The sequence below is a fragment of the Microvirga sp. 2MCAF38 genome (assembly GCF_052115485.1).
Classification (GTDB): Bacteria; Pseudomonadota; Alphaproteobacteria; order Rhizobiales; family Beijerinckiaceae; genus Microvirga.
Window position 1 is genome coordinate 56038 of sequence record NZ_JBFRGU010000001.1, and the last position, 24287, is coordinate 80324.

A 24287-nucleotide genomic window follows, 5' to 3' on the forward strand; every position below is an offset into this window, starting at 1 on the left:
ACGAAAGAAGTTTGGAGGCCTCGGAGGGAATCGAACCCCCGTACAAGGATTTGCAGTCCTCTGCGTAACCACTCCGCCACGAGGCCATCCTGGGGAGCCGCCAATGCGGCGGGTGCTCCATAGCAGAGCGTTGCCCCAAAGAGCAACTGCTCAGAATGAACATCTCGCCTCATGAAGGGGGTTGCAACGGGCCAGACGCTGATATATGCCTCCGGGCCTCAGCAAATCGACGGGCCGTTTCGGTTAATCCGGGCCCGTTCGAGGCGGAGAGAGGTTAGGTCCTTTTTCTGCATCTGGGAGATATTCCGGCGTGGCGCAGCGGTAGCGCAGCGGACTGTTAATCCGTTGGTCGTAGGTTCGAATCCTACCGCCGGAGCCATCTCCCCTTGAGATTATTGCCCAAGAAAATCTGATATGCGCGAAGCCAGTCGCCGTATAATCGCGGCTCCTGCTTGAATTTTGCTATCGAGGATTGCTTTGGCTCGCCCCGTTTTGATGTGGTTTCGCGACGATTACCGCATCTCCGACAATCCTGCCCTTCATGAGGCCGTCAAAAGCGGCGCCCCGATTTTATGCTTCGTCGTCCTGGACCAGGAATTGCCGGGCTTGCGTCAGCCGGGCGGTGCGGCGCGCTGGTGGCTGCATGGGTCGCTCCAATCCTTGGGCCATTCTCTGGAAGGCCTTGATTCGCGCCTTGCCCTGTTTCACGGCTCGACCGAGGAGATTGTCGAGCGGATCGTCATAGCCACTGATGCGAGCGCGATTTTCTGGAACAGGCGTTATCAGGAGGCGGAAATCGCTATCGATAGCGCGCTCAAGACGCGCCTCACGAATCGCGGCGTGGATGTGCGGAGCTTCAACGGCAAGCTTCTCAACGAGCCGTGGGAGATCGCGAACAAATCCGGCAAGCCGTTTCAGATTTACACACCCTATTTTCGCGCTGTGATGACCCGTGGAGGCCCTCAAACTCCCCTGCCCGCACCTTCGAAGCTTAAAGCAGGGCATTGGCCCGATTCGTTGCACGGCGCGGAGGTCACCCTGGCCAGCCTCCATCTCGAACCCTTAGAGCCGAACTGGGCCAAGGGATTTCCAGCAATCTGGAAACGTGGCGAAGCCGGTGCGCAGGACAGTCTTGCCGCCTTCATCGATCGCGCCTTGCACGGCTATGCGGAGAATCGTGAGCGTCCTGGCATTGAAGGAACGTCGCGCCTCTCGCCGCATCTCCGATTCGGCGAGATCAGCCCGCGCCAGATTTGGCATACCGTCACGAGTGCCTCCGCCGCGCTGGGCGGCGTGACAGGCGATGTCGAAAAATTCCTGAGTGAAGTGATCTGGCGGGAATTCTGCTACCAGCAACTCTTCTACAATCCCGATCTCGCGACCCGCTCGCATGATTCTCGGTTCGCGCAGTTTCACTGGAGCACGAACGCAGCGAATCTCGAAGCGTGGCAGAGAGGTACGACCGGCTACCCAATCGTCGACGCGGGCATGCGGCAACTTTGGCAAACGGGGTGGATGCACAACCGCGTGCGGATGATCGTCGCCTCGTTTCTGGTGAAGCATCTGCTCCTCGACTGGCGTGACGGCGAGGCGTGGTTCTGGGACACGCTGGTGGACGCGGACCCGGCCAACAATCCATTCGGCTGGCAATGGGTCGCGGGCTGCGGGCTTGATGCAGCCCCCTATTATAGAATCTTCAACCCGGTGACCCAGGGCGAAAAATTCGACGAAACCGGCGATTACGTTCGAGCCTTCGTGCCGGAAATCGGCCGTCTGCCCAATGCCTTCATTCACAAACCGTGGGAAGCCTCACCGGAAATTCTCGATAAAGCGGGCGTGAGGCTTGGCGTGACTTATCCCAAACCCATCGTCGATCACGCCGCTGCCCGCGAGCGGGCGCTCCATGCGTTTCAGGAAGTCCGCCACGCCAAATGATGCGTGCCTTGCCGGTTGCCAAGCCCGTACAACTTCAACGAAGATGCCCACCCTCGTGAAGATGGACAAAAACCGACAATGGCTGCGACGAATCTGCTGTTCCGTGAGGATGCCTACGCCAGGACCTGCGATGCGACCGTAATCGCCGTCACGCCGGAAGGTGGCGTGATCGTCGATCGCACGATCTTCTACGCACAGGGCGGCGGACAACCTGGGGATGTCGGCCATATCAGGCTTTCCGGCAGCAGCGAAATTCCCGTGACGAACGCAGTCTATGGTGCTGATCGCTCGCAGGTCGTCCATCTCGTCGGAGCGGAAGCCGCCTCTCGGCTCAAGCCCGGCGATGCGGCCTCGCTCCATCTCGACTGGGAACGCCGTTTCAAGCGCATGCGCGTTCACACAGCCTTGCATTTGTTAAGCGTGGTGTTGCCCTATCCCGTCACCGGCGGCTCCATCGGCGATGGCGACGGGCGTCTCGATTTCGATATTCCCGATGCCGGTCTCGACAAGACCGACATCACAGACAAGATGAACATCCTCATCGCGCGCGACGCCGCTGTCACGGATCGATGGATCACCGATGCGGAACTCGATGCCAATCCCGGCCTTGTCAAAACGATGTCGGTTCAGCCACCGCGCGGCTCGGGCCGGGTGCGGCTGGTGGAGATCGCCGGTATCGATCTTCAGCCCTGCGGCGGCACGCATGTGCGCAGCACGAGCGAGATCGGCATTGTCGTCGTGACCGATATCGAAAAGAAGGGAAAACAGAACCGGCGCGTGCGCCTTTCCCTTGCCGATTGAGTGCCAGCCTTTCCCGCCATTGTTTTCAAACAGCGAGTTTTCGCGATGCCCCATTCCTTCGTTTCAACGGCTTGGCTGCAAGACCATTTGAACGACGCCAATCTCGTTGTCGTCGACGGTTCCTGGTATCTGCCGACGCAGAATCGCGATCCTGAAGCCGAATATCTCGCCGCTCACATTCCCGGCGCGGTCCGCTTCGATATCGACACGGTGAAGGATACGTCTTCGCCCCTGCCCCACATGCTGCCTTCCGAAGACGTCTTTGCCTCGGCCGTCGGCGCGCTTGGCATCGACAACGACACGATTGTGGTCGTCTATGATGGAGCCGGCCTGTTTTCCGCGCCGCGTGTGCTGTGGACGTTCCGCGTTTTCGGGGCAAAGGACGTGCGCATTCTCGAAGGCGGATTTCCGGCCTGGAAGGCTGAAGGGCGCCCTGTTGAGCAAGGGCAGCAGAAGCCGCGTGCAAAACAAACCTTCACGGCAAAGCTCGACCGCTCGGCCGTCGCGAACGCGGCGGACGTGCAAAGCGCGTTGCAAGCGGGTTCCGCGCAGATTGTGGATGCACGTCCAGCCGAACGCTTCAGAGGCGAGGCTCCCGAGCCGCGCCCTGGCCTACGCGCAGGCCATATGCCCGGCTCCCTCAACATGCCCTTCGCCGAGATTATCGAGAACGGTCGCTTGAAAGGAAAGGCAGCCCTCAGCGAGGCCGTGACAAAGGCTGGTATCGATCTGAGCCAACCAGTGATCACAAGCTGCGGGTCCGGCGTCTCCGCCGCCATCCTCGCCCTCGCGCTCGAATCCCTCGGTCATCAGACGAAGGCGATCTATGATGGTTCCTGGTCCGAATGGGGCGCTCGGCAGGATCTGCCAATCGCGACTGGTCCTGCGAAGAAAGTTTAGGATCCAAGACTGTCTATCGAGATCCGGATAGCTTCTTCGCACTGGGCCGCTCCAAAGCAAAAAGCCCCGAACAATCGGGGCTTTTTTAAATAGGAGCGACACTCTCTCAGTGCAGGATCTGGCTGAGGAAGTGCCTGGTGCGCTCGTGTTGCGGGTTCTTGAAGAACTCGTCGGGCGTGTTCATTTCGACGATCTGCCCGTAATCCATAAAGATCACCCGGTCGGCGACCTGACGAGCGAAGCCCATTTCGTGGGTCACGCAGAGCATGGTCATGCCCTCTTCCGCGAGACCGACCATGGTGTCGAGCACTTCTTTCACCATCTCCGGATCGAGTGCCGAGGTCGGCTCGTCGAACAGCATGATTTTAGGGTTCATGCAGAGCGAGCGGGCGATCGCCACACGCTGCTGCTGGCCGCCGGACAGCTGGCCGGGATATTTGTGCGCCTGCTCCGGGATCTTGACCCTGGTCAGGTATTTCATCGCGACCTCTTCCGCATCCTTCTTCGGCATCTTCTTCACCCAGATCGGGGCGAGCGTGCAGTTCTCAAGGATGGTGAGATGCGGGAAGAGATTGAAGTGCTGGAACACCATGCCGACGTCGCGGCGCACCTCGTCGATGCGCTTCAGGTCGTTGGTCAGTTCCGTACCGTTGACGATGATGCGGCCCTTCTGGTGCTCCTCCAGACGGTTGATGCAGCGGATCATCGTCGATTTGCCGGATCCCGAAGGTCCGCAGATCACGATGCGTTCGCCACGGCGGACGTTCAGGTTGATGTCGCGCAGCACGTGGAATTCGCCGTACCACTTATGCACATCGATGAGCTGAACAGCCGGCTCGGCCTTCGGATCGATCGCTGCGGCGGAAGCTTGTCGTTGTATCGAAGTCGTTGCCATGAGGTTCACCGTTTATGTCCTGTCGCCAGACGACGCTCGACACCAAGCGAATAGCGCGACATGCCCCAGCAGAAGATGAAGTAGAACAGGGCTGCGAAAGCGTAGCCCGTATAGCTGATCGTCGGCGCAGCCCAGTTCGGGTCGATGCGCGACGCCTCGATGGTCTTGATCAGGTCGAAAATACCGACGACAGAGACCAGCGACGTGTCTTTGAAGAGACCGATGAAGGTATTCACGATACCGGGGATCACAATCCGCAGAGCCTGCGGCAGAATGATGAGGACCATCATCTGCGGGTAATTGAGGCCGACCGACATCGCCCCTTCATATTGCCCTTTCGGCATCGCCTGCAAACCACCACGGATCACCTCGGCCATATAGGCGGAGGCGAAGAATGCGACGCCGACGAGCGGACGCGCGAGGCGATCGACCGTCGTATCGGGAGGCAGGAAGAGCGGCAGCATGGTGTTGGCCATGATCAAAACCGTGATCAGGGGAACGCCACGAACGAACTCGATGAAGATGACCGACGCGAGTTGCAGGATCGGCAGCTTGGAGCGTCTGCCGAGGGCGAGCAGGATGCCGAATGGGAGCGAGAACACGATCCCGACCGTCGCCACGAGCAAGGTCACGAGAATACCGCCCCAGAGAGAGGTCGGCACGGGCTGCAAGCCCCAATCCCAACTGACGAGGCCCAACGTGATGCCGATCACGGCGACGATGGCCGCGCTGACGAGAAGGGCCGAACGCACCGGCGTCTTCAGCATGAAAGCTGCAAACCCGATCCCAGCCACGAACACCACGCCGATGGCGGCGAAGATGACCCAGAACTGAAGGCCGAGGCTCACATTGCCTCCGGTCAGAATGATGTAGGAGATCGTCGGGAACAGCCAGAAGAAATAGACCGCTCCCAGATCCCGGCGCGGCGCCTTCAGCCACAGGAGCCAGGCCACACCCAGCGCAAGAAGGCCAAAGAAGACATTGACCCGCCAACGCTCGGCTGCCGGGTACGAGCCGTATGTGAAGAAATTGATCTTATCGATGATGAACGCCCAACAGGCCCCAACCGGGTGACCGGCCGTCTCGGCCCGGCAGGCGCTGCGATCCGTGCCTGTCCAGACAGCGTTGACGAAGAGAAAATCGACGATCGGTGGAATGAGGAGATAGAGCAGATAGGCGACGACCAGAGTCAGGATGGTGCTGAGCGGACCCGAAAACAGGTTCTCACGAATCCAGGCGATGGGCCCGCGCGCCAGATTGGGCGGGGGGAGCGCCTCGATCTTATCGGCTCGGACGAAGCGAGACATATCAACCGCGGTGTTCATGTGATGCCCTACCGTTCCACGATGGCCATGCGGCGGTTGTAAATGTTCATGACGAAGGAGGTCACAAGGCTGATCGTCAGGTAAACTCCCATGGTGATCATGACGACTTCGATGGCCTGTCCCGTCTGGTTGAGAACGGTGCCCATGAAGACCTGCACGAGATCCGGGTAACCGATGGCCACTGCGAGCGAGGAGTTCTTCGTCAGGTTGAGATATTGGCTCGTCAGCGGCGGAATGATCACCCGCATGGCCTGCGGCACTACCACGAGGCGGAGCGTCTGTCCGGGCTTCAGACCGAGCGAACCGGCCGCCTCCGACTGCCCCTTGGAAACAGCAAGAATGCCAGCGCGAACAACCTCGGCGATGAAGGCCGCCGTATAGGTCACAAGGCCGATGAGAAGAGCCACGAACTCGGGCAGGATCTGCATGCCTCCGCGCAGGTTGAACGTGCCCTTCTGGGGCAAGTCGAAGCTGACGGGGTTGGCATTCAAGAGCGAAAGAACAGCCCAGGTGACAATCGGAAGACCGAGAACAAGGACGAGCGTGACGATGCCGACCGGATATTGGCGCCCTGTCGCCACTTGCTGTTTTTTGGCCCAGCGTCGGAACAGGATCGTCCCGATGATACCGATGGCAAGGGCTACGGGGATCGCCCAGCTATCTGCCGCATAAATCGGGCGCGGCATGAAGAAGCCGCGGGAATTCAGAAAGAACCCGGTACCGATCGAGTAAGAATCGCGCGGCTGCGGCAACGGCCCGAGCACCGCGATGTACCAGAACAGCAATTGCAGCAGCAATGGGATGTTGCGAAGCAGTTCGACATAGACCATCGCGACCTTGGCAACCATCCAGTTGCTCGAAAGGCGCGCGATACCGACCGCAAAGCCGAGAATCGTCGTGAGCACGATACCGATCGCAGAGACGATCAGGGTGTTCAGAAGGCCGACGATGAAAGCGTCGCCATAGGTTGATCCAGCCGCGCTGAAAGGAATCAGCGCCTGACTAATGTCGAACCCGGCGGTGACGTCAAGAAAGCCGAACCCCGACGCGATCTTTGCGCGCTGAAGGTTCTCGATCGCGTTCCTCGCGGCCATGTAGAACAGGTAGCCGACGACCAGAACCAGAAGAACCTGGTAGAAAATTCCGCGTATCTTGGGGTCGTAAAGAAACGACCTTTTCGGCGCTGACGCCTGGCTGACGAGAGTCTGCACTGAACCGATCCTCTGGAGGCTTTTGTTATTGGGCCGTTTCCTTTTGGTGGCGGCCTGCCGCTTGAGCGACAATTGCTTTTATATAGGGCGTCCGGATCGTTCCGGACGCCCTCTTTCAAATCCGATTAGCGGATCGGCAGGCCGTACTGCAGGCCGCCCTTGGTCCATTGAGCGTTCAGACCGCGCTTGATCTTAAGCTTGGAACCTTCGCCGACGTTGCGCTCGAAGCTCTCGCCGTAATTGCCGATGTGCTTGACGACGCGATAGGCCCAATCGTTGGTCAGGCCGACAGCTTCACCGAACTTGCCTTCGGTGCCGAGAAGACGCTTGATCTCCGGGTTTTCGGAGCCCTTCATCTGGTCGACATTGGCCTTGGTCACGCCGAGTTCTTCAGCGTTGAGCATGGCGTTGAAGGTCCAGCGGACGATGTCGCTCCACTGGTTGTCGCCATGGCGAACCGCAGCTCCGAGGGGCTCCTTGGAGATGATTTCCGGCAGAACGATATGATCGTCCGGGTTCGAGGCGCGCAGGCGCTCGGAGTAGAGGCCCGAAGCGTCCGTCGTGAACGCGTCGCAACGGCCGGCGTCATAGGCCTTGAAGGTCTCGTCCGAGGTCGCGAAGGCCACGACTTCGTACTTCATGTTGTTGGCGCGGAAGTAATCCGCGAGGTTCAGCTCGGTCGTGGTGCCCTGCTGGGTGCAGATCGAAGCGCCGTTCAGCTCCTTGGCCGAGGAGATGCCGAGCTTCTTGCGGACCATGAAGCCCTGGCCGTCGTAATAATTGATCGCCGGGAAATCGAGGCCGAGCTGCGTGTCGCGCGACATGGTCACCGTGGAATTACGGGACAGCACGTCCACTTCGCCCGACTGGAGCGCCGTGAAGCGGTCCTTGGCGGCGAGCGGAATGAAGCGGACCTTGGTCGGATCGTCGAAGATGGCGGCCGAAATGGCGCGGCAAAGCTCGACGTCCAGGCCGGTCCAGTTGCCCTGGGCGTCCGGCAGACCGAAGCCGGCAAGGCCGGTGTTCGAGCCGCAGGTCAGGTAGCCCTTCTGCTTGACGCTGGCGAGCGTTGCCTGCGCCGAAGCGCCGGTCGTAGCCAGGCTGGCGGCCATCAGGCCGAAGGCAATCGATGCGATAGCCTTTTTCATGTTGGTTTGTTCTCCACTCTGTCGATTGCGCTCGCCGGACTTGAAGGCATCCAGTCGAGTTTTCGTTTGACCGTTCCGGCCGCATTAGGCGAACCGGCCTCTCATCCATCACATTCCATGATTGATCACCGGTCAAGTGTTGATGGAACAGTGCCTTCGCCGGGGTTGACGGCGCCGAAGGGGCGGTTTCACATCTCTTCTTCGCTAACAGCAAAATGTAACAATGTCCAAAACCCCGCCTAAACTCAGCGATCTCGGCGACCGCACACGCCTCGTCCATGCCGGGCGCGATCCTTCCGAGCAGCACGGATTTGTGAACACGCCGATCTATCGGGGATCCACAGTTCTTTATCCGACTATGGATGATCTGCTCCATCGTCGTGGCAGGTACTCTTACGGCACCCATGGCACGCCGACGACGGACTCGCTCGAATCGGCCTGGACAACTCTTGCCGGCGCGGCAGGCACGGTGCTGGCTCCCTCGGGGCTCGCCGCAATCAGCGTTGCGCTTCTGTCTTGCCTAAAGGCGGGCGATCATCTTCTCGTCACGGACTCGGCCTACCGACCTGCCCGCTCGTTCTGCGACAGCTTCCTGAAGAGGTTCGGCGTCGAGACCACTTATTACGATCCGCTCATCGGCGCGGGCATCGAGGCCCTCTTCCGTCCCAACACCGCTGCCATTCTCACGGAGGCGCCGGGCTCGCAGTCCCTGGAGATGCAGGACATTCCGGCCATTGCCGAGGTCGCTCACCGGCACGGCGCGGTCGTACTCATGGACAACACCTGGGCGACCCCCCTGCTCTTCCCGCCGCATGAACGCGGCGTCGACATCGCCATCGAGGCGGGCACGAAATATCTCAGTGGCGGTTCAGACCTTCTCCTCGGTCTCGTTTCGGCCAATGAACGCTGCTTCCCGGCCCTGCGCCGGACTTATGACGAATTCGCCATGTGCCCGGGACCGGAGGACGTCTTCCTCGGCCTGCGCGGCTTGCGCACCCTGGCGCTACGCCTGCGCGAGCACGAAAAACAAGCCCTCGATATGGCGCGGTGGTTTGCCAAGCGGCCAGAAGTGGCGCGAGTACTCCATCCGGCGCTCGAAACCGATCCCGGTCACGCCATCTGGAAGCGGGACTTCAAAGGGTCGTCCGGCCTGTTCTCGATCATCCTGAAGCCGTGCTCCGAGAAGGCGCTCGCGGCCATGCTCGATGGCCTCGAACTGTTCGGTATGGGCTTTTCCTGGGGCGGGTTTGAGAGCCTGGTCATCCCCTTCGACTGCTCGACCTACCGCACGGCGACGAAGTGGAATCCCGGCGGACGCGCGCTACGCTTCCATATCGGCCTCGAGGATCTGGACGATCTGAAGCGCGATCTGGATGCCGGCTTCGCCCGCCTCAAGGAAGCCGACGCAAAAGCGGCTTAACTTCTCAGCCCCGTCATTCCGGGTCGCCGCAGGCGAGCCGGAACCCATAACCACCAGCAACTCCGGAGAGGACTCACCACAAACCGTTGCTGACGTTCTGAACAGTTGCGGTTATGGGCTCCGCTGACGCGGCCCCGAATGACGACAAGAGCGGTCCTAGGACGCTTCCGCTTCGCCCACTTTTGGCACCCGCGAGGCTTTCTTGCGGGCGTCCTTTGCGATCAGCATCAGATTGCGAACGTAGATGAAGACCGAAAATGCCTGGCCGAGGATGATCACGATGTCATGCCGGACAAAGCCATAGATCAAGGTCATCAACCCGCCGCCGATGGAGAGGAACCAGAACCCGACGGGGATGACGCTCTTCTCCGCCTTCTCGCTCGCGATCCATTGCACGATGAAGCGCGCGCCGAAAATGAGCTGGGCGATAACCCCGAACGCGGCCCACACATCGAAGCGCGCGACGAGGACGTCATAAAAATACAAACCAATATCGTGCGAAAGGCGCATCAGCATCAGACGATCTCCTGAGCGCTCGGCACGCGTTTGCGACGACGGATCAGCCACCAGACGCCGAAGAGATCGAGAATCCCGACCCAGAGGCGATCGAACAGGCCGTAATTGGACGTGCCGGCGTGACGGGGTCTGTCCACCACGTCCACATGAGCCACCTTGTAACCTTCACGCTTCACGAGCGCGGGCATGAAGCGGTGGAGCGCGTCGAAATAGGGCAAAGCCAGATAAACATCGCGGCGGAAGGCCTTGAGCCCGCAGCCGCTGTCGCGCGTCGCGTCGTCTAAAATCCAGCCGCGCACGTTGTTGGCGACACGCGATTGCCACTTCTTGGAATGACCGTCCTTGCGGCCGATGCGCTGGCCGGCGGCAAGCGCCGTACCCTCATCGTCAAGCGCCGCAACGAGGTTCGAAATGAAAGCCGGGTCGTTCTGGCCGTCACCATCGAGGGTCACGATGATGTCCCCCAGCGCGTGCCGCACACCCGTGCGAACGGCCGCACTCTGCCCGCAGCTTGCCTCATGGCGCACGAGCCGAAGCCAGGGCCGCGTGGTGCGGGCTTTCAGGATCTCGTCGGGCGTCGTGTCCGTGGAGCCGTCATCCACATAGACGACCTCGAAGGGGCCAAGAGCAGCGCAGGCGCGCTCGATCTCATCCACGAGCGGAAGAATGTTCAGCGCCTCGTTCTTGACCGGCACCACGATGCTGACCTGAGGCTGCACAGATAATTGGTTCATCAATCAACGGCCTTGATTACAGCCGCCTCTCAAAAATACGAATGGCTCTATGGGCTGACCGAATAAGTCCCAATGTCGACCCTTCGGCCGGAATTGATATTGAAACCGGAGACGCGGGTCGAGAGCGCCGGAGCAATTCTCATCCGCGCAGCCGCTGCCTGGAAATCGTTCTCGAAGCGTTTGTCGACAAAAACGAGACGGCATCCGCCCTTGGCCAGGAAAGCGGCGGCTTCTTCTCCGGTTTCCAGCATGTCCAGGTTGGTTCCGGTGAGGAAAACGAGGCTCGGCTCGCGATAACCGAGGGTCGCCACGACCGGGTTCGGGCATGTCATGTCATGCGCCACTTCCGCAAGACGCGGCGAGATCTTGAGCGACCTTAGATCGAGCTGCGCGAAACCGAAAACCCCGATGGCGAGGAAAATCGCGGAGAAGACACCGGCCGAGAGGCAGGCGACGACCTGATCCTTAAGAAACAGCCGCCACGCGTAGAGCGCGATGCCGGAGGAGATGATGAGCGCGGGCAGTGCCCGGTACGGAAGCGTGTGGTCGAAGTTCCAGTTGGCCGCCGAGAGACCAATGGCCAGACCGACCGGGATAAAAGGGATCAATACGGTCGCGATTTTTGCGCCGGGCCGGTGAGGACCCACGAAACCACGCCCGATCGCCATCACGGTCACGATTGCGATGGCCGGATAAAGCGGCATCACATAATGCGGCAATTTGGTCGGCACCGCCTCGAAGATCAGCCACGACGGGATGACCCAGGCGAGCGCGAAGGCGACCGCATCCTCGCGTCGGTTGAGCCACGCGAATGTCGTCGCGATGGTCGCCAGAATGGCGCCGGGCCAGAAGGTTGCAAAGAAAGCGATCAGATAGAAGCCCGGGGGAGCCCAGTGATAGCGCTGCGCCGTACCGACTTTGCCCAGCATGTCCTGCCCGATGGAGGCTGCGAAGAACTCTCCATGGCTTTTGAAGGCAATGGCAACGAACCAGGGTAGTACGATCAGGAGCGTGACCGCGAGCCCCGACCAGGGTCGCAGCGCCAGAAGCCAGCGTGCGGAACGCTCGCGATAGGACAGGATCGCGGCCGTCAGCCCGACGAACATGAGGACGAGAGGTCCCTTGACAAGGATGCCGATGGCAAAGCCGAGCCAGAAGGTGACAAGGGCCGAGCGTGGCAACACCGCCGCGCCACGCCCGAGATAGGCTCGCGCCAGCCCCCCCATGGCCGCAATCGAACAGGCGGCTAGAACGGCATCGGTCTTCGCGAGCCGGGCTTCGACCATCAAAATGATGGAGGTTGCCATGAGGGCCGCGGCAAGAAAGGCCCCTCGCCTCCCCAAAAATGCCAATGCGGCCCAATAGGTCAGAAGCACCGCCGCAACGGCCCCGATGAGCGACGGAATGCGATAGAGCGCGATTGTCGTGCGCGCCTCGGGGACGCCCAGCGCCTCGCCCATGGCGACACTGACGCTCTGGAGCCAGTAGATGCCAACCGGTTTCTTGTGCCGGGCCTCATCCTGAAACCGAATATCGACGATGTCGCCGGTCTCCAGCATCTGCTTCGAGGCCTGGGCATAGCGTGGCTCATCCCGGTCCATAGGCTGAAGGGATGTAAAACCAGGCAGGAAGCAGGCGAGCGAAAGAAGGACCAGAACCGCGGCAATCCGCACATGGCTCCGCTCGACAAACTCGACCATGCGAGCCAGGAAGGCCTGGCGCGGCAGTGCGCGCGGCTGGTCGGCGACATCGTCCATCAGGAGCTCCGGCGGAGGCGAACGCTTTGTTATCGTTGGAATTCGCAGGAGCGAAAGTTCCCGCGCGACGACCGGGGCTATTCCCGCAAACGGGCGCCGGAGTCAAATCGACAGAAGGAAGCGGGCTTTCCGCGATCCGTTTATCGGCCCTCAGACCGTCGTATCCCGCTGCCTGCGCCGCCCCTGGGGCCGGGATGGAAAAAAGACGACGTCACTGCTCGATGCCGCAACTTTATTCCGCCCGTCGAACTTCGCTCGGTAGAGCGCCGTATCGGCCATTGTGACGAGGGTTTCAGGAGCAATCCCGATTGCCGTTGCGGAGCCGATGCTCACCGTGACATCCAAATCCGCGCCGAGGTTCGCGGCCACCGCTTTCGGAAATTCGGATCGGATTGCCTCGGCAAGGCCGAGAGCCTCGCTCCGATCGCCCGATATGATGGCGCAGAATTCATCCCCTCCCACACGCCCGAAAGTGCTCGATGGGAGATAACGGCCAAGGGTTTGCGCGAAAGTCTTAATGACCCCGTCACCCATGGCGTGGCCGAAGGTGTCATTGACCTGCTTGAAGCCGTCGAGATCGAATAGAAGACAGCTCAAGGGCCTGGATTTGTTGCGCGCGCTAAGAGCATCTGCGTTGGCGAAGAAGGCACGGCGGTTGGGAATGCGCGTCAACGGATCGAGCAGGGCCGCCTGCCGGAACTCCGATTCGGCGAGTTCCTTTGCCATGGATAGGAACAGAAAGGCCGATGTGGGCATGTAAATGACCAGCATCAGCGCCATGGCTGCGGACCATTGGCCCGTTAGTGGATCGACGCTGGTCATCGTCTCGTCGAACAACGCAATGATGCATCGAATGAGCGCATACACACCCGCGGATATCAGGACGAAGACCGTGGCGGATTGGGACATGAGGCGCTGAGGCGCGTTCCTCCAGAGCTCCCAAGCCATCAGGAAACTATAGGAACTCCCGATAGCCGAAATAGTGAACAGTCTGGCAGTGAAGAACGGTGCGATCAGGGGCCAAAAAGCCACCCAGATTCCGACCCCGATGAAACCGGCAAGCACTTTAGGCGGACGTCCGTTGAACGAGCGACATCCGACATATTGCGCGCCGGAGGCCAAGGCGAACAAGCCGTTCCCCAAAAAGCGATTGCCAGGAATAATCCCCTGCACGCCGAGGAAAAGCGCACCTCCGGCAGCCAGGCAGAAGCCGATCCCCCACCAGAACAATGCATCGACCTGCCGGTTCTGAACCCAGGCGAATAGCAACAGACCTCCGGACACCAAGGTCAGCAAAACCGCGGCGACCCCGAGAGACATCGGGTCTAGGGACATGGGCTCACAACGATCTTGGAGGCAGACTCGGGAAGGATGCGATGCTGGGAAACACTAATCATTACGCTGCGTCAATATCGCAGGCAATTTTAGTTTAAATCTGTATAACCGTGTTTCCTTTTGACCTTTTGGTCAGAAAAAGCCGCAATGACAAATTTATCACTATGAACATCAAGAAGACTGCAGCAAGCGTGAAGTCGATATACAACGTAAAGCTGCCACCCTAAATTAAGGGATCATCTTCTTTCTAGCAGAAGACCTACGGATCTCCTGATGGCCTACCAGAACGCCATTCTGCTCATTTTAGAAGCAAGCCTCTACTTTGCGTCGATGCTGGCTATCCTCCTCGTCAGCAAACGCTTCGGAATTGGGATTTTCATCACAATCCTCGGCGTGATGCACTTTCTCGAAACTTATCTCGCGAGCGTTTTCTATATCGGCCTTCCTTTCGGGATTATCGCCACACCCGGCTCGGCCGTTCTCTTCTCCTCCAAACTCATCTTCATCCTGCTGGTTTACATAACGGAAGATGCAGATACCGCGCGCCAACCGATCTACGGCCTCTTCGTCGGTAACGTGATTGTTATCCTCTTCGCGATCTCGCTCGGCTGGTATGGAACAGCCGAACTGAGCCCCGAACGCTCGCCGGACCTGAATCTCCTCGACGAGATGGGCTGGCTGATGGGATGGGGGACGCTGCTGCTTTTCTTCGATTCGATTCTCATCATCCTGCTTTATGAGAGACTTCGTGGGTGGCTGGGGGACAATCGGACGGCGCGTATTTTCGTCAGCTCCGCCACCATTCTCACGTTCGATCAGTTCGGGTTCTTCGCGGGTCTGCATACCCTCACAGACGCACCGACCCAGGTTCTTTGGAGCGGATGGATCGCGAAGATGACCATGGCGGCGCTCTTCAGCCCGATGGCAGGCGGCTATTTGAGCTGGATCGCACGGCAACCCTTGCGGCGTCCGCGCCGCCGCTTGTGGGATGTGTTCAGCACTCTTACTTATCGCGAGCGGTACGAGGATCTTTTGCAGACCATCGGCAGGGATCGGCTCACCGGAGCTTTCGATCGTAGCTATCTGGAAGCAAAGGGTGCGAGCATCGTGGAGCAGGCTGTCGATTCCGGCCGCCCGATCAGTCTGCTTCTGATCGACCTCGATCATTTCAAGGAAATCAACGACCGATTCGGCCATCGCGCAGGCGACACGGTTCTGCGTTTTGCCGCACAGCAGATTGCGACCCTGACCCGAGACATCGACTATCTCTTCCGCTATGGCGGCGACGAATTCGTGCTCCTTTGCTCCGGCTTGCAACCGGGCGGTGCTCGAGCCCTGGCGGAGCGAATCCGCCAAGAGATCAGCGAATCCATCGTCCCTGAAATCGGTCAGCAGATCAGCGTATCTATCGGCACTGCGTCCTCAGGAGCGAATGGGGACACGCTGGACGCTCTTTTCGAAACCGCCGACAACAGGCTTTACGCCGCCAAAAGAGCCGGCCGTAATCGCGTGTTCGACGGCGCGACATTATCGTTCGAAGGCGCCGTCGGAAGTTAGCAAGCCCGTCCCTGGCACACGGCCATCGCTTCTATCGAATGCCCCATCGTCATCCGGCCGTCACAGGTTTGCCGCATCACAAAGCCGCTGACCTACAACATGACGACGGGGCTATCATGCGCACTCATTTCGCCGGCTGCTCGCTTGCGACGCTTCTCCTCTGCGGAACCGCTCTCGGTGCCTCCGCTGCGGAATATTTCGACAGAATCGCCAGCTTCCCGATCACGGCCAACCTCTCCGCAGAGGCGGACAAGAACGGCAAGACGGTCGCCGAAATCATCTCCGTGAGCGAAGACGGCAAGCTGCTCGTCTATACGGACAGCCCACGCAAGGCCATCGGCTTCATCGACATCACGGATGCGGCGCAGCCAAAGGCGGGCGGCCTGCTTTCCGTCGGGGGCGAGCCGACCTCGGTGAAGGTGGTCGGCGGAAACGCGCTTGTCGCCGTCAACACGTCCAAGAGTTTCACAGAGCCCAGCGGCAAACTGGTCGTGGTGGATATCGCCGCCAGGAAGGTGACAGGCGAATGCGCCCTGCCCGGCCAGCCGGACTCTATCGCATCCGGCGCCGGCTTTATTGCGATCGCCATCGAAAACGAGCGCAACGAAGAGGTGAATGAGGGCGCCCTGCCGCAGATGCCCGCCGGCACGCTCGTGACGGCTCCGCTGAAGGGTGGAAGCGTCGATTGCGCAAGCCTCAAGAACATCGACGTGACCGGCCTTGCCGCCGTGGTCGGTGAGGATCCCGAACCTGAATTCGTCGACATTTCCGCCGACGGCAAGATCGTCCTGACGTTGCAAGAGAACAACCACGTCATCATCATCGACGCCGCCAGCGGAACGATCGAAACACATTTCTCGGCAGGCACGGTCGATCTCAAGGACATCGACACCAAGAAGGACGGCAAGATCGATCTGAGCGGATCGATGAAAGCCGTTCCGCGCGAGCCGGATGCGGTCCGCTGGATCGATAATAACCGTTTCGTCACTGCCAATGAAGGCGACTGGAAAGGCGGCTCGCGCGGCTTCAGCATTTTCCGGAAAGACGGCTCCGTCGCCTATGAATCAGGCGCGACCCTGGAGCATGAGATCGTTTCTCTCGGCCATTACCCCGACAAGCGCAACAAGAAGGGCGCCGAGATCGAAGGTATCGAGGTCAGCCAATACGGCAAGGACAAGCTGATCTTCGTCGGCTCCGAGCGCGGCTCGGTGGTCGGCGTCTATCGCGACACGGGTGCGGAGCCGGAGCTTCTGCAGGTTCTGCCTGCGGGCATGGGACCGGAAGGCCTTCTCGCCATTCCCGGACGCAATCTGTTCGTGGCGACGAGCGAATCCGATTTGCATGGCGAAGGCGGGATCGCCCCCCACGTGATGATCTACCAGCGCGCAGAGCGCGCCGCACCCGCCTATCCGTCGATCCGCTCAGCGAAGGACGCCAAGGGCCTGCCCATCGGCTGGGGCGCTCTCTCCGGTCTCGCCGCCGATCCATCGAAGCCGGGCCAATTGTTCGCGATAACCGACAGCTTCTATAGCGCCGCGCCCCGTATTCTCACCATCGACGCAATGAGGAAGCCCGCCATGATCACGGGCGATATCCTCGTGACGCGCAATGGCGCCGCCGCCGAGCCGCTCGATCTCGAAGGCATCGCCGTCGCCCCCGAAGGCGGCTTCTGGCTCGCGTCCGAGGGCAATCTCGAGAAGGGTATGAACAACCTTCTCCTGCGCGTCGACGCCAAGGGTGAGATCAAGGAAGAGATCAAGCTCCCTGCGGAGGCCGAAAAGGGCGCCAAGAACTACGGCTATGAGGGCGTCACGGTGTCGGGCACCGGCAGCGAGCAACTCATCTGGGTCGCGGTTCAACGCGAATGGGCCGATGACGCCAAGGGCTTCGTCAAGCTTCTGGCCTACAAGCCTTCAGACAAGACCTGGCGTGGCGTGCAATATCCGCTCGACAAGGTCGAAGCCGGCTGGATCGGCCTTTCCGAGATCACGGCGGTCGGCGACCGCTTCATCGTGATCGAACGCGACAACCAGATCGGCGAGAACGCCAGAGTGAAGAAGCTCTACGCCATCGCCGCATCGGACATGAAGCCGGTCTCGCTCCAGGAGAAACTGCCCGTGGTCAAGAAGACCCTGGTCCGCGATCTGCTCGGCGACCTGAAAGCCTCGAAGGGCTACGTGCTCGACAAGGTCGAGGGCTTCACGGTCGACGCGGCGGGCGACGCCTTCATCGTCACCGACAACGACGGCGTCGACAACTCGTCCGGCGAGACGCAGTTCATCAAGCTCGGTAAGTTCTGAGCCAATCCTGTCAAACGAAAGGCCGCTCCTGGGAGCGGCCTTTTTTATTTGCGAAGTGGTGTCTCTACCTGCGCTTCTTCGCCCGGCGCGAGAGCATGTTGAGACCCTCGACCAGACCCGAGAAGGCCATCGCGCTGTAGATGTAGCCCTTTGGAACATGCGCCCCGAAGCCTTCCGCGATCAGCGTCATGCCGATCATGAGGAGGAAGCCCAGCGCCAACATGACGACGGTCGGATTTTTCTGGATGAATTGCGCGAGCGGATCGGACGCGATCAGCATGACGACCACGGCCACGATCACGGCCACGACCATGATCGGAATATGATCCGTCATGCCCACAGCCGTGATGATGCTGTCGATCGAGAACACGAGATCGAGCACCAGGATCTGACCGATGGCCGCGGAGAACCCCAATTGCGGCTTCTTGCTCTCGAACATATCGGAACCCGGATCGGGATCGACGCTGTGATGGATTTCCTTTGTCGCCTTCCAGACCAGAAACAGGCCGCCTGCGATGAGAATAAGATCGCGCCAGGAAAAGCCGTGGCCGAAAACCTCGAAAATCGGCGCGGTCAGTTGAACGATGATCGCCACCGTGCCGAGTAGGGCCAATCGCAGGATCAGGGCAAGCCCGATGCCGATGCGCCGGGCCTTTTGCTGCTGGTGCGCCGGCAGCTTGTTCGTGAGAATCGAGATGAAGACCAGGTTGTCGATGCCGAGCACCACCTCCATGGCAATCAAGGTGGCAAGTGCCGCCCAGGCGGTCGGATCGGCGGCGAGAAGTAAAATCTGGTCCATAAGCTTATCCGTGTGAATCCACGCGGATATGTTGTCCCTGAGGGCCGCCCGCAAGTGTATCGATGCTCATCGCATCATTTAATCTTCGTGAGACTGCCGCCTTTGTGCATTGCCACGTGATCGGTCTTGTCGCTTTTGATCTCGTATTGTGGTTCTTCTTCACTCGCGTGATGAATGTAGCCCTTATAGTTCACGTTTCTGGTATGGACCCGCACGATATGGCCGGAAACGTGCCCGGCTTCCGAGTTCCAGGTAACGTGATCCCCGACCTTGAATAATTTGGCTGGCATGGCGCTCCCCTTCCCGCCCCGGCATGGAATATAGGGGCAGAGCAACGCCAAGGGACTGAAATAAAGCCGAAAGCGTCACCAAAATGATCGAACAAGCGCGGTATAAGCGACGAAGGCCATCCTTTTTCGTTGACCCGCCCGCCGAGAGCCCCTATTTCGGGCGAACCCTTGGGAGCGCGTAGCTCAGCCGGTAGAGCATCTGACTTTTAATCAGAGGGTCCTGGGTTCGAGTCCCAGCGCGCTCACCACCTCGTACCTTATCCGGCAATAAAATTCCTCCGCGGGTCATGTGTCTGGCGCAAGCGCCTGCGCCACGTGGCCCCAATCTTTCCGTTCCGGTTGACATCGGCCTCTTCTCCCGCGATCACGCGCGGATGACGGTCCCTTCAGACGATAGCCTCTGGCGGCGGTTCGCCCTGAGCTTTGCCGCGACGGCAGTGCTACTGACGGGGGCGCTCTACGGGTTTGTCCTCGTCATGGACCCGTACGGTCTGCGGGCATCTCCAGCCAATCCGCCGACGCCGATCATGGATGTGAACCAGCGCTTCATGTACCCGCAGCTCATCCGCGGCGGGCGCTTCGATTCGGCTGTATTCGGGACTTCCACGGTCCGGCTTCTGGATCCCGGGCAACTCGATGAGACCTTTGGCGGAAGCTTCGCCAATCTCGGCATGAACGCCGCGACGCCATGGGAGCAGATTCAGCTAGCAGACCTTTTCCTGCGCAACGTTCCCCAACCGAAAAACCTGATCCTCGGCCTCGACCGGACATGGTGCGAAGAAGACGCCGACAGGAAGAAGACGACGTTCCGCGTCTTCCCGCCGTGGCTCTATGACGACAGCCGCCTCAACGACTACCCGGAACTCTTCGGTCTGACCGGGCTCGAAATCGCAGGGCGCGTCTTCCTGAACCGCCTCGGCTACATGCCCGAGCGCATCCCCGCCGACGGCTTCGAAATCTTCGTGCCAGACGATGCGACCTATGATCTGGAGCGCGCGCGCTTTCACCTCAACCAGTGGAAACCATCGGCAGCCCCCAAGACGCCTTTCCGCATCGGCCCGGACGCGCAACGGGCAATCGTTTTTCCGGCCCTGCCCTGGCTACGGGATTTTCTGTCTCGCGTCCCGGCTTCCACGGCGGTGACGCTCGTCTTCACGCCTAATCATGTTCGCGCGCAGGCCGCCCCCGGCACGCGGGAGGCCGCCATCGAGGAAGCCTGCAAGGTGCAGATCACCGATCTCGCACTGGAAAAGGGCGTGGCGCTGGTCGACTTCCGCTATCACTCTCCCGTGACGGAGAACGACGCGAATTACTGGGATCCCCTGCACTATCGCATCGGCATCGCGCGCCGGATCGTGGACGCTCTGAAGGAAGCCCGCGTCTCCGGCAGCGACGACCGCCAGGGCTTTTACCGGGTGCTCAGTCTTCCCCGCCGGTAGCGCGGTTGTCCGCGTGCTCCGCGATTCCATCGCGATCACCCTTGGCCCAGCCTTCCTTGATCTCGCCAATGTGGTCGTTCAGGCGTCCCTCCGCGATAGCCTTGCGCAGTCCGGCCATCAAATCCTGGTAATAGGCCAGATTGTTCCACGTCAGCAGCATCATGCCCAGAATCTCGTTGGAGCGGACGAGGTGATGCAAATAGGCGCGCGAATAGGTGTTGGAGGCCGGGCATTTGGATTCGGCGTCGAGCGGGCGCGTGTCTTCCGCGAATTTCGCATTGCGCAGGTTCATGCGCCCGAAGCGGGTGAACACCTGCCCGTGACGTCCGGCGCGGGTCGGCATGACACAATCGAACATATCGACACCGCGCCGCACGGATTCGACGATATCGTCAGGCGTGCCGACGCCCATCAGATAACGCGGTTTCGTCGTCGGCAGGTGCGGTTCCACCGTCTCGATCATGCGCAGCATCACATCCTGCGGCTCGCCTACCGCGAGGCCACCGATGGCGTAGCCCTTCAAATCGAGCGCCGTCAGTTCGTTCGCGCTCTCGATGCGCAGCCGTTCCACTGACCCGCCCTGAACGATCCCGAACATCGCCTTGCCCGGCTGGTCACCAAAGGCGATCTTGCAACGCTCCGCCCAACGGAGGGACAGGCGCATGGCTTTCTCCGCCACATCGTCCTCGCAGGGCAACTTCACGCATTCGTCGAGCTGCATCTGGATGTCCGAGCCGAGCAGCCCCTGGATCTCGATGGAGCGCTCCGGAGTCATCACGTGCTTCGAGCCGTCGATATGAGACTGGAAGGTCACGCCGGTCTCGTCGATCTTGCGCAGCGACGCCAGCGACATCACCTGGAACCCGCCGGAATCGGTGAGGATCGGATAAGGCCAGTTCATGAGTTGATGCAGGCCGCCGAGCCGCGCGACACGTTCGGCACCGGGGCGCAGCATCAGATGATAGGTATTGCCGAGCACCACATCTGCGCCAAGCGCCTTCACCTGATCCGGATACATGGCCTTCACGGTCGCAGCCGTCCCCACGGGCATGAAAGCCGGTGTGCGGATCACGCCGCGCGGCATCCTGATCTCGCCGGTTCGCGCCGCGCCATCGGTCTTGTTGACGGTGAAGGTGAAATGCTCGGTGGTCATTAGTGGTCCTGCAAAAACTCCTCCGTCTTATCCCCGATCATAGGCAGGAGGGAAAGCGGAAGGAGCGCTCCATCGGGCCAAAGAAATCATTCCCAAAAAGACACTTCCTGCGGCCGCACAAAGCGTCACCCCGATGCATAATTCGACACCGAAAATGTCTAGTGAACTAATCCGACAAATGTTCGTGTTATTAAAATCCGCTAATTATTGACAACTACGATCTAAAGGCTCGATACCATTATCATCTGCCGGAACGTTCTCCGCGCTTGGAACTACTCTGAATCTGCAAAATCTAGAGGTAACTACTACAAAAAATAGCTATGTTGTTAAATTACACGACGTCTAAATAGCTATGAGGGGCAATCCACAAATATCTGTTTCTGTTCCAGCGTTCAAACTGAGGAATATTGAGAGGGCTCCACTCCATGAGCGGAAATCAACTGATGACAATCTTGAGCCCCGTCATCGGTACCATTTTTACAATATTCTATTTGGCACTTTGGTATCACCATCGCGCGCGCACATATATTTTGTATCTCGTCAGCGCGTTCGGTTTTTATACTTTGGCGACAGGATTGCAAATATTCTTCATCCCGGATGGCGCGGGGCGAAGTATGATGATGTCCGCGATCCTCTATTTATTATGCATCGTCCTCCTGCTCGAAGGATGCCTGAAGAGGAAGAACGCGAGTTCTAATTACCTTCAAATAGCGCCACTATTAACGACAATTCTCGTTGGATATTTTTATTACTATTATATCGAGAAGAGCCTGAGCACACGGATATACATCCTGAGTTTCGGATGTGGATTGCTTTTCGCCGCTGCCGCCTTTCGCATCCGCCCCTCGCGCGAGGATCACCTCGTCGATCGAGCCATTTTTGGGATCTTTCTGTTTTTGAGCGTTCAGCTCGTCTTGCGTCCTTTGCTGACGATCAGCCCAGGAATGTCGGATGCCAACCTGGGGACGTTCCACGAGTCGCCGTTCTGGTTGGCTTTTCAGTTCACGCTCATCGTTTCCGCAGTCCTCATGGGGCTGGCGCTCCTTTTCGCCATCGTCGTCGACATCACCAGCGACCTCAAAAGACAGAGCGCGACGGACGTTCTTACGGGTGTCTACAATCGGCGTGGCTTCGACGAGAGAGCATCGGACATGATCGCGAGCGGCAAGTTCCAGCCGATCAGGCTCGTCATCTGCGATATCGATCATTTCAAGAATATCAATGATCATCATGGCCACGCGGCAGGCGACCACGTCCTCAGAAAATTCGCCGCGCTCCTAACCGCGCACATCCGGAAGAATGACATTGTCGGACGGATTGGCGGCGAGGAATTCGCCGTGCTGCTCACCGAATGTGCGTCAAGGGACGCCACGATGTTTTCGGAGCGCGTTCGTGTTCTCTTCGAAGTCTCGGGGACCGAAGGCTTGCGGGGAAACTCAACAACCACGGCAAGCATCGGCATTGCGGATCATCGTCCGGGCGAAACCCTGCAACAGCTCGTGAGCCGAGCTGACAGGCTGCTCTATGCGGCGAAGAACAGTGGTCGCAACCGCGTTTGCTCGGATGAGGCTATACCGATTGCCCCGCCCTGGCGCGGAAAGCTTTACGCCCTGAACAACAGGCTGCCATCGCCGTAGGAATAGAAACGATAGCCGTTCTTGATCGCGCAATCATAAGCGGCCCGCATGCGCTCCAGCCCGACGAAAGCCGAGACCAGCATGAACAGGGTGGAGCGCGGCAGGTGGAAATTCGTCATCAGCACATCCACCGCCTTGAAGCGATATCCCGGCGTGATGAAGATCGCGGTCTCGTCCGAGAACGGCATGATCGTGCCATCGTCCCGCGCCGCGCTTTCTATAAGCCGTAACGAGGTCGTGCCGACGGCGACGATACGACCGCCTCTGGCCTTGGCATCGTTGAGAGCCTGCGCCGTCTCGGTACTGATCGTGCCCCATTCCGCATGCATGCGATGATCTTCGGTATCTTCCGCTTTCACCGGCAAAAACGTCCCCGCGCCCACATGAAGTGTCACGAACTGCCGCGTGATGCCGCGCTCGTCGAGCCGGCGAAAGAGATCGTCCGTGAAATGCAGCCCGGCCGTGGGTGCCGCAACAGCGCCCTCGTCGCGGGCATAGACCGTCTGGTAGTCGGCGATATCCTTGTCGTCGGTCGGGCGCTTGCCGGCGATGTAGGGCGGCAGCGGTAATTCGCCGAGTCTTGCAATGGCCTCGTCGAGGAGTGGTCCCGAAAAAGCAAAGCGCAGAGTGACATCCCCACCCTCGCCCTTCGCGATCACCTCCGCATCGAGCCGGGTGAGTTCGCAAGATGTGCTTTCCGCATGCTCGCCGAAGCGAATGCGATCCCCGACATGAAGTTTCTTGGCAGGACGGGCAAAGGTCCGCCACAGGTCCGCTCCTTCCCGCTTGTGAAGCATGATCTCGACACGCGCGGCGGTCTCTTCCCGGACGCGTAGACCATGGAGGCGCGAGGGAATGACCTTGGTGTCGTTGAGCACCAGCACGTCGCCGGGCTGCAACAGATCCGGCAGATCTCGCACGATGCGATCCTCGAAGGATTTCGCATCGGGCCGCACCACGAGCATCCGCGCGGCATCGCGCGGTTCCACGGGGCGGAGCGCGATCCGGTCTTCGGGAAGATCGAAATCGAAGAGGTCGACGTGCATGAAAAGTGCCGCCTTGAACGAGATCCCAAACGGGCGGAGCCTTGTCCCCTCCCCCTTGTGGGGAGGGTTAGGGTGGGGGTGCAAGCGCC

General features: G+C 59.8%; 20 protein-coding genes and 3 tRNA genes. 10 read left to right on the forward strand and 13 right to left on the reverse strand.

All coding sequences use genetic code 11. From position 1 onward, the window contains the following. Positions 1 to 12 precede the first annotated feature (12 nt). A tRNA-Cys gene (locus AB4072_RS00270) sits at positions 13 to 86 on the reverse strand. Between the two features lie 218 nt (positions 87 to 304). On the opposite strand from AB4072_RS00270, the gene AB4072_RS00275 reads away from it, so the two are divergent. The 4 genes from AB4072_RS00275 (at position 305) to sseA (ending at position 3636) form a co-directional block, all read left to right on the forward strand. Then, positions 305 to 379, forward strand: a tRNA-Asn gene (locus tag AB4072_RS00275). 98 nt (positions 380 to 477) lie between these two features. After that, positions 478 to 1935 (forward strand): cryptochrome/photolyase family protein, encoded by a 1458-nt coding sequence (locus tag AB4072_RS00280; protein ID WP_441964909.1) that lies wholly within the window; start codon positions 478 to 480, stop codon positions 1933 to 1935. Between the two features lie 78 nt (positions 1936 to 2013). After that, positions 2014 to 2736: an alanyl-tRNA editing protein gene (locus AB4072_RS00285; protein ID WP_441964910.1), complete on the forward strand. Its 723-nt coding sequence runs from the start codon at positions 2014 to 2016 to the stop codon at positions 2734 to 2736. 45 nt (positions 2737 to 2781) lie between these two features. After that, the gene (sseA, locus tag AB4072_RS00290; RefSeq protein ID WP_441964911.1) at positions 2782 to 3636 is read left to right on the forward strand and encodes a 3-mercaptopyruvate sulfurtransferase; all 855 of its coding nucleotides are present in this window, start codon (positions 2782 to 2784) and stop codon (positions 3634 to 3636) included. A 106-nt stretch (positions 3637 to 3742) separates the two neighbouring features. On the opposite strand, the gene AB4072_RS00295 is transcribed toward sseA, so the two are convergent. The 4 genes from AB4072_RS00295 to AB4072_RS00310 all read right to left on the reverse strand — a co-directional run bounded on the left by AB4072_RS00295 (position 3743) and on the right by AB4072_RS00310 (position 8215). Then, on the reverse strand, positions 3743 to 4531 hold the full coding sequence (locus AB4072_RS00295) for an amino acid ABC transporter ATP-binding protein (RefSeq protein ID WP_441964912.1): 789 nt from the start codon (positions 4529 to 4531) through the stop codon (positions 3743 to 3745). 5 nt (positions 4532 to 4536) lie between these two features. Then, complete coding sequence (locus AB4072_RS00300) at positions 4537 to 5856, reverse strand: ABC transporter permease subunit (protein WP_441964913.1); 1320 nt, start codon at positions 5854 to 5856, stop codon at positions 4537 to 4539. An 8-nt stretch (positions 5857 to 5864) separates the two neighbouring features. Continuing rightward, positions 5865 to 7067, reverse strand: coding sequence for an amino acid ABC transporter permease (locus AB4072_RS00305; RefSeq protein ID WP_441964914.1), 1203 nt, complete (start codon positions 7065 to 7067; stop codon positions 5865 to 5867). Positions 7068 to 7192: 125 nt separating this feature from the next. After that, positions 7193 to 8215, reverse strand: a complete 1023-nt coding sequence (locus AB4072_RS00310; protein WP_441964915.1) for an amino acid ABC transporter substrate-binding protein — start codon at positions 8213 to 8215, stop codon at positions 7193 to 7195. A gap of 223 nt (positions 8216 to 8438) precedes the next feature. Between AB4072_RS00310 and metC the strand changes: the two genes are divergently transcribed. After that, complete coding sequence (gene metC, locus AB4072_RS00315; protein WP_441964916.1) at positions 8439 to 9635, forward strand: cystathionine beta-lyase; 1197 nt, start codon at positions 8439 to 8441, stop codon at positions 9633 to 9635. 156 nt (positions 9636 to 9791) lie between these two features. Here the strand turns inward: metC and AB4072_RS00320 are convergent, their stop codons facing one another. From AB4072_RS00320 to AB4072_RS00335, 4 genes are all read right to left on the reverse strand, one after another. Continuing rightward, positions 9792 to 10151: a lipid-A-disaccharide synthase N-terminal domain-containing protein gene (locus AB4072_RS00320; protein ID WP_441964917.1), complete on the reverse strand. Its 360-nt coding sequence runs from the start codon at positions 10149 to 10151 to the stop codon at positions 9792 to 9794. Further along, a complete protein-coding gene (locus AB4072_RS00325; protein WP_441964918.1) occupies positions 10151 to 10885 on the reverse strand; it encodes a glycosyltransferase family 2 protein in 735 nt (244 codons plus the stop codon). The genes AB4072_RS00320 and AB4072_RS00325 overlap by 1 nt, the downstream gene beginning before the upstream one ends. Positions 10886 to 10932: 47 nt before the next feature. Further along, a complete protein-coding gene (locus AB4072_RS00330; RefSeq protein WP_441964919.1) occupies positions 10933 to 12642 on the reverse strand; it encodes an ArnT family glycosyltransferase in 1710 nt (569 codons plus the stop codon). Between the two features lie 150 nt (positions 12643 to 12792). Beyond that, positions 12793 to 13977 carry a GGDEF domain-containing protein gene (locus AB4072_RS00335; RefSeq protein WP_441964920.1) on the reverse strand — a complete coding sequence of 395 codons (1185 nt, stop codon included), beginning with the start codon at positions 13975 to 13977 and terminating at the stop codon, positions 12793 to 12795. 273 nt (positions 13978 to 14250) lie between these two features. On the opposite strand from AB4072_RS00335, the gene AB4072_RS00340 reads away from it, so the two are divergent. Together AB4072_RS00340 and AB4072_RS00345 are read left to right on the forward strand one after the other, a co-directional pair. Then, positions 14251 to 15534 carry a diguanylate cyclase gene (locus AB4072_RS00340; RefSeq protein WP_441964921.1) on the forward strand — a complete coding sequence of 428 codons (1284 nt, stop codon included), beginning with the start codon at positions 14251 to 14253 and terminating at the stop codon, positions 15532 to 15534. 116 nt (positions 15535 to 15650) lie between these two features. Further along, positions 15651 to 17834, forward strand: coding sequence for an esterase-like activity of phytase family protein (locus AB4072_RS00345; protein ID WP_441964922.1), 2184 nt, complete (start codon positions 15651 to 15653; stop codon positions 17832 to 17834). 64 nt (positions 17835 to 17898) lie between these two features. Here the strand turns inward: AB4072_RS00345 and AB4072_RS00350 are convergent, their stop codons facing one another. Both AB4072_RS00350 and AB4072_RS00355 read right to left on the reverse strand, forming a co-directional pair. Next, a complete protein-coding gene (locus AB4072_RS00350; protein ID WP_441964923.1) occupies positions 17899 to 18633 on the reverse strand; it encodes a TerC family protein in 735 nt (244 codons plus the stop codon). A 74-nt stretch (positions 18634 to 18707) separates the two neighbouring features. Continuing rightward, positions 18708 to 18923 carry a DUF2945 domain-containing protein gene (locus tag AB4072_RS00355; protein WP_441964924.1) on the reverse strand — a complete coding sequence of 72 codons (216 nt, stop codon included), beginning with the start codon at positions 18921 to 18923 and terminating at the stop codon, positions 18708 to 18710. 172 nt (positions 18924 to 19095) lie between these two features. Here AB4072_RS00355 and AB4072_RS00360 point away from each other — a divergent pair. Next, positions 19096 to 19171, forward strand: a tRNA-Lys gene (locus AB4072_RS00360). Positions 19172 to 19210: 39 nt separating this feature from the next. Further along, entirely contained in the window at positions 19211 to 20362 is a 1152-nt protein-coding gene (locus AB4072_RS00365; protein ID WP_441964925.1) for a hypothetical protein, read from the forward strand. Here the strand turns inward: AB4072_RS00365 and tgt are convergent. Next, entirely contained in the window at positions 20343 to 21515 is a 1173-nt protein-coding gene (gene tgt, locus AB4072_RS00370; RefSeq protein WP_441964926.1) for a tRNA guanosine(34) transglycosylase Tgt, read from the reverse strand. The two genes, AB4072_RS00365 and tgt, sit on opposite strands and share 20 nt — an antisense overlap. Positions 21516 to 21958: 443 nt before the next feature. On the opposite strand from tgt, the gene AB4072_RS00375 reads away from it, so the two are divergent. After that, positions 21959 to 23152 (forward strand): GGDEF domain-containing protein, encoded by a 1194-nt coding sequence (locus tag AB4072_RS00375; RefSeq protein ID WP_441964927.1) that lies wholly within the window; start codon positions 21959 to 21961, stop codon positions 23150 to 23152. On the opposite strand, the gene queA is transcribed toward AB4072_RS00375, so the two are convergent. Next, entirely contained in the window at positions 23119 to 24198 is a 1080-nt protein-coding gene (gene queA, locus AB4072_RS00380; RefSeq protein ID WP_441964928.1) for a tRNA preQ1(34) S-adenosylmethionine ribosyltransferase-isomerase QueA, read from the reverse strand. The genes AB4072_RS00375 and queA overlap by 34 nt on opposite strands. Positions 24199 to 24287 lie beyond the last annotated feature (89 nt).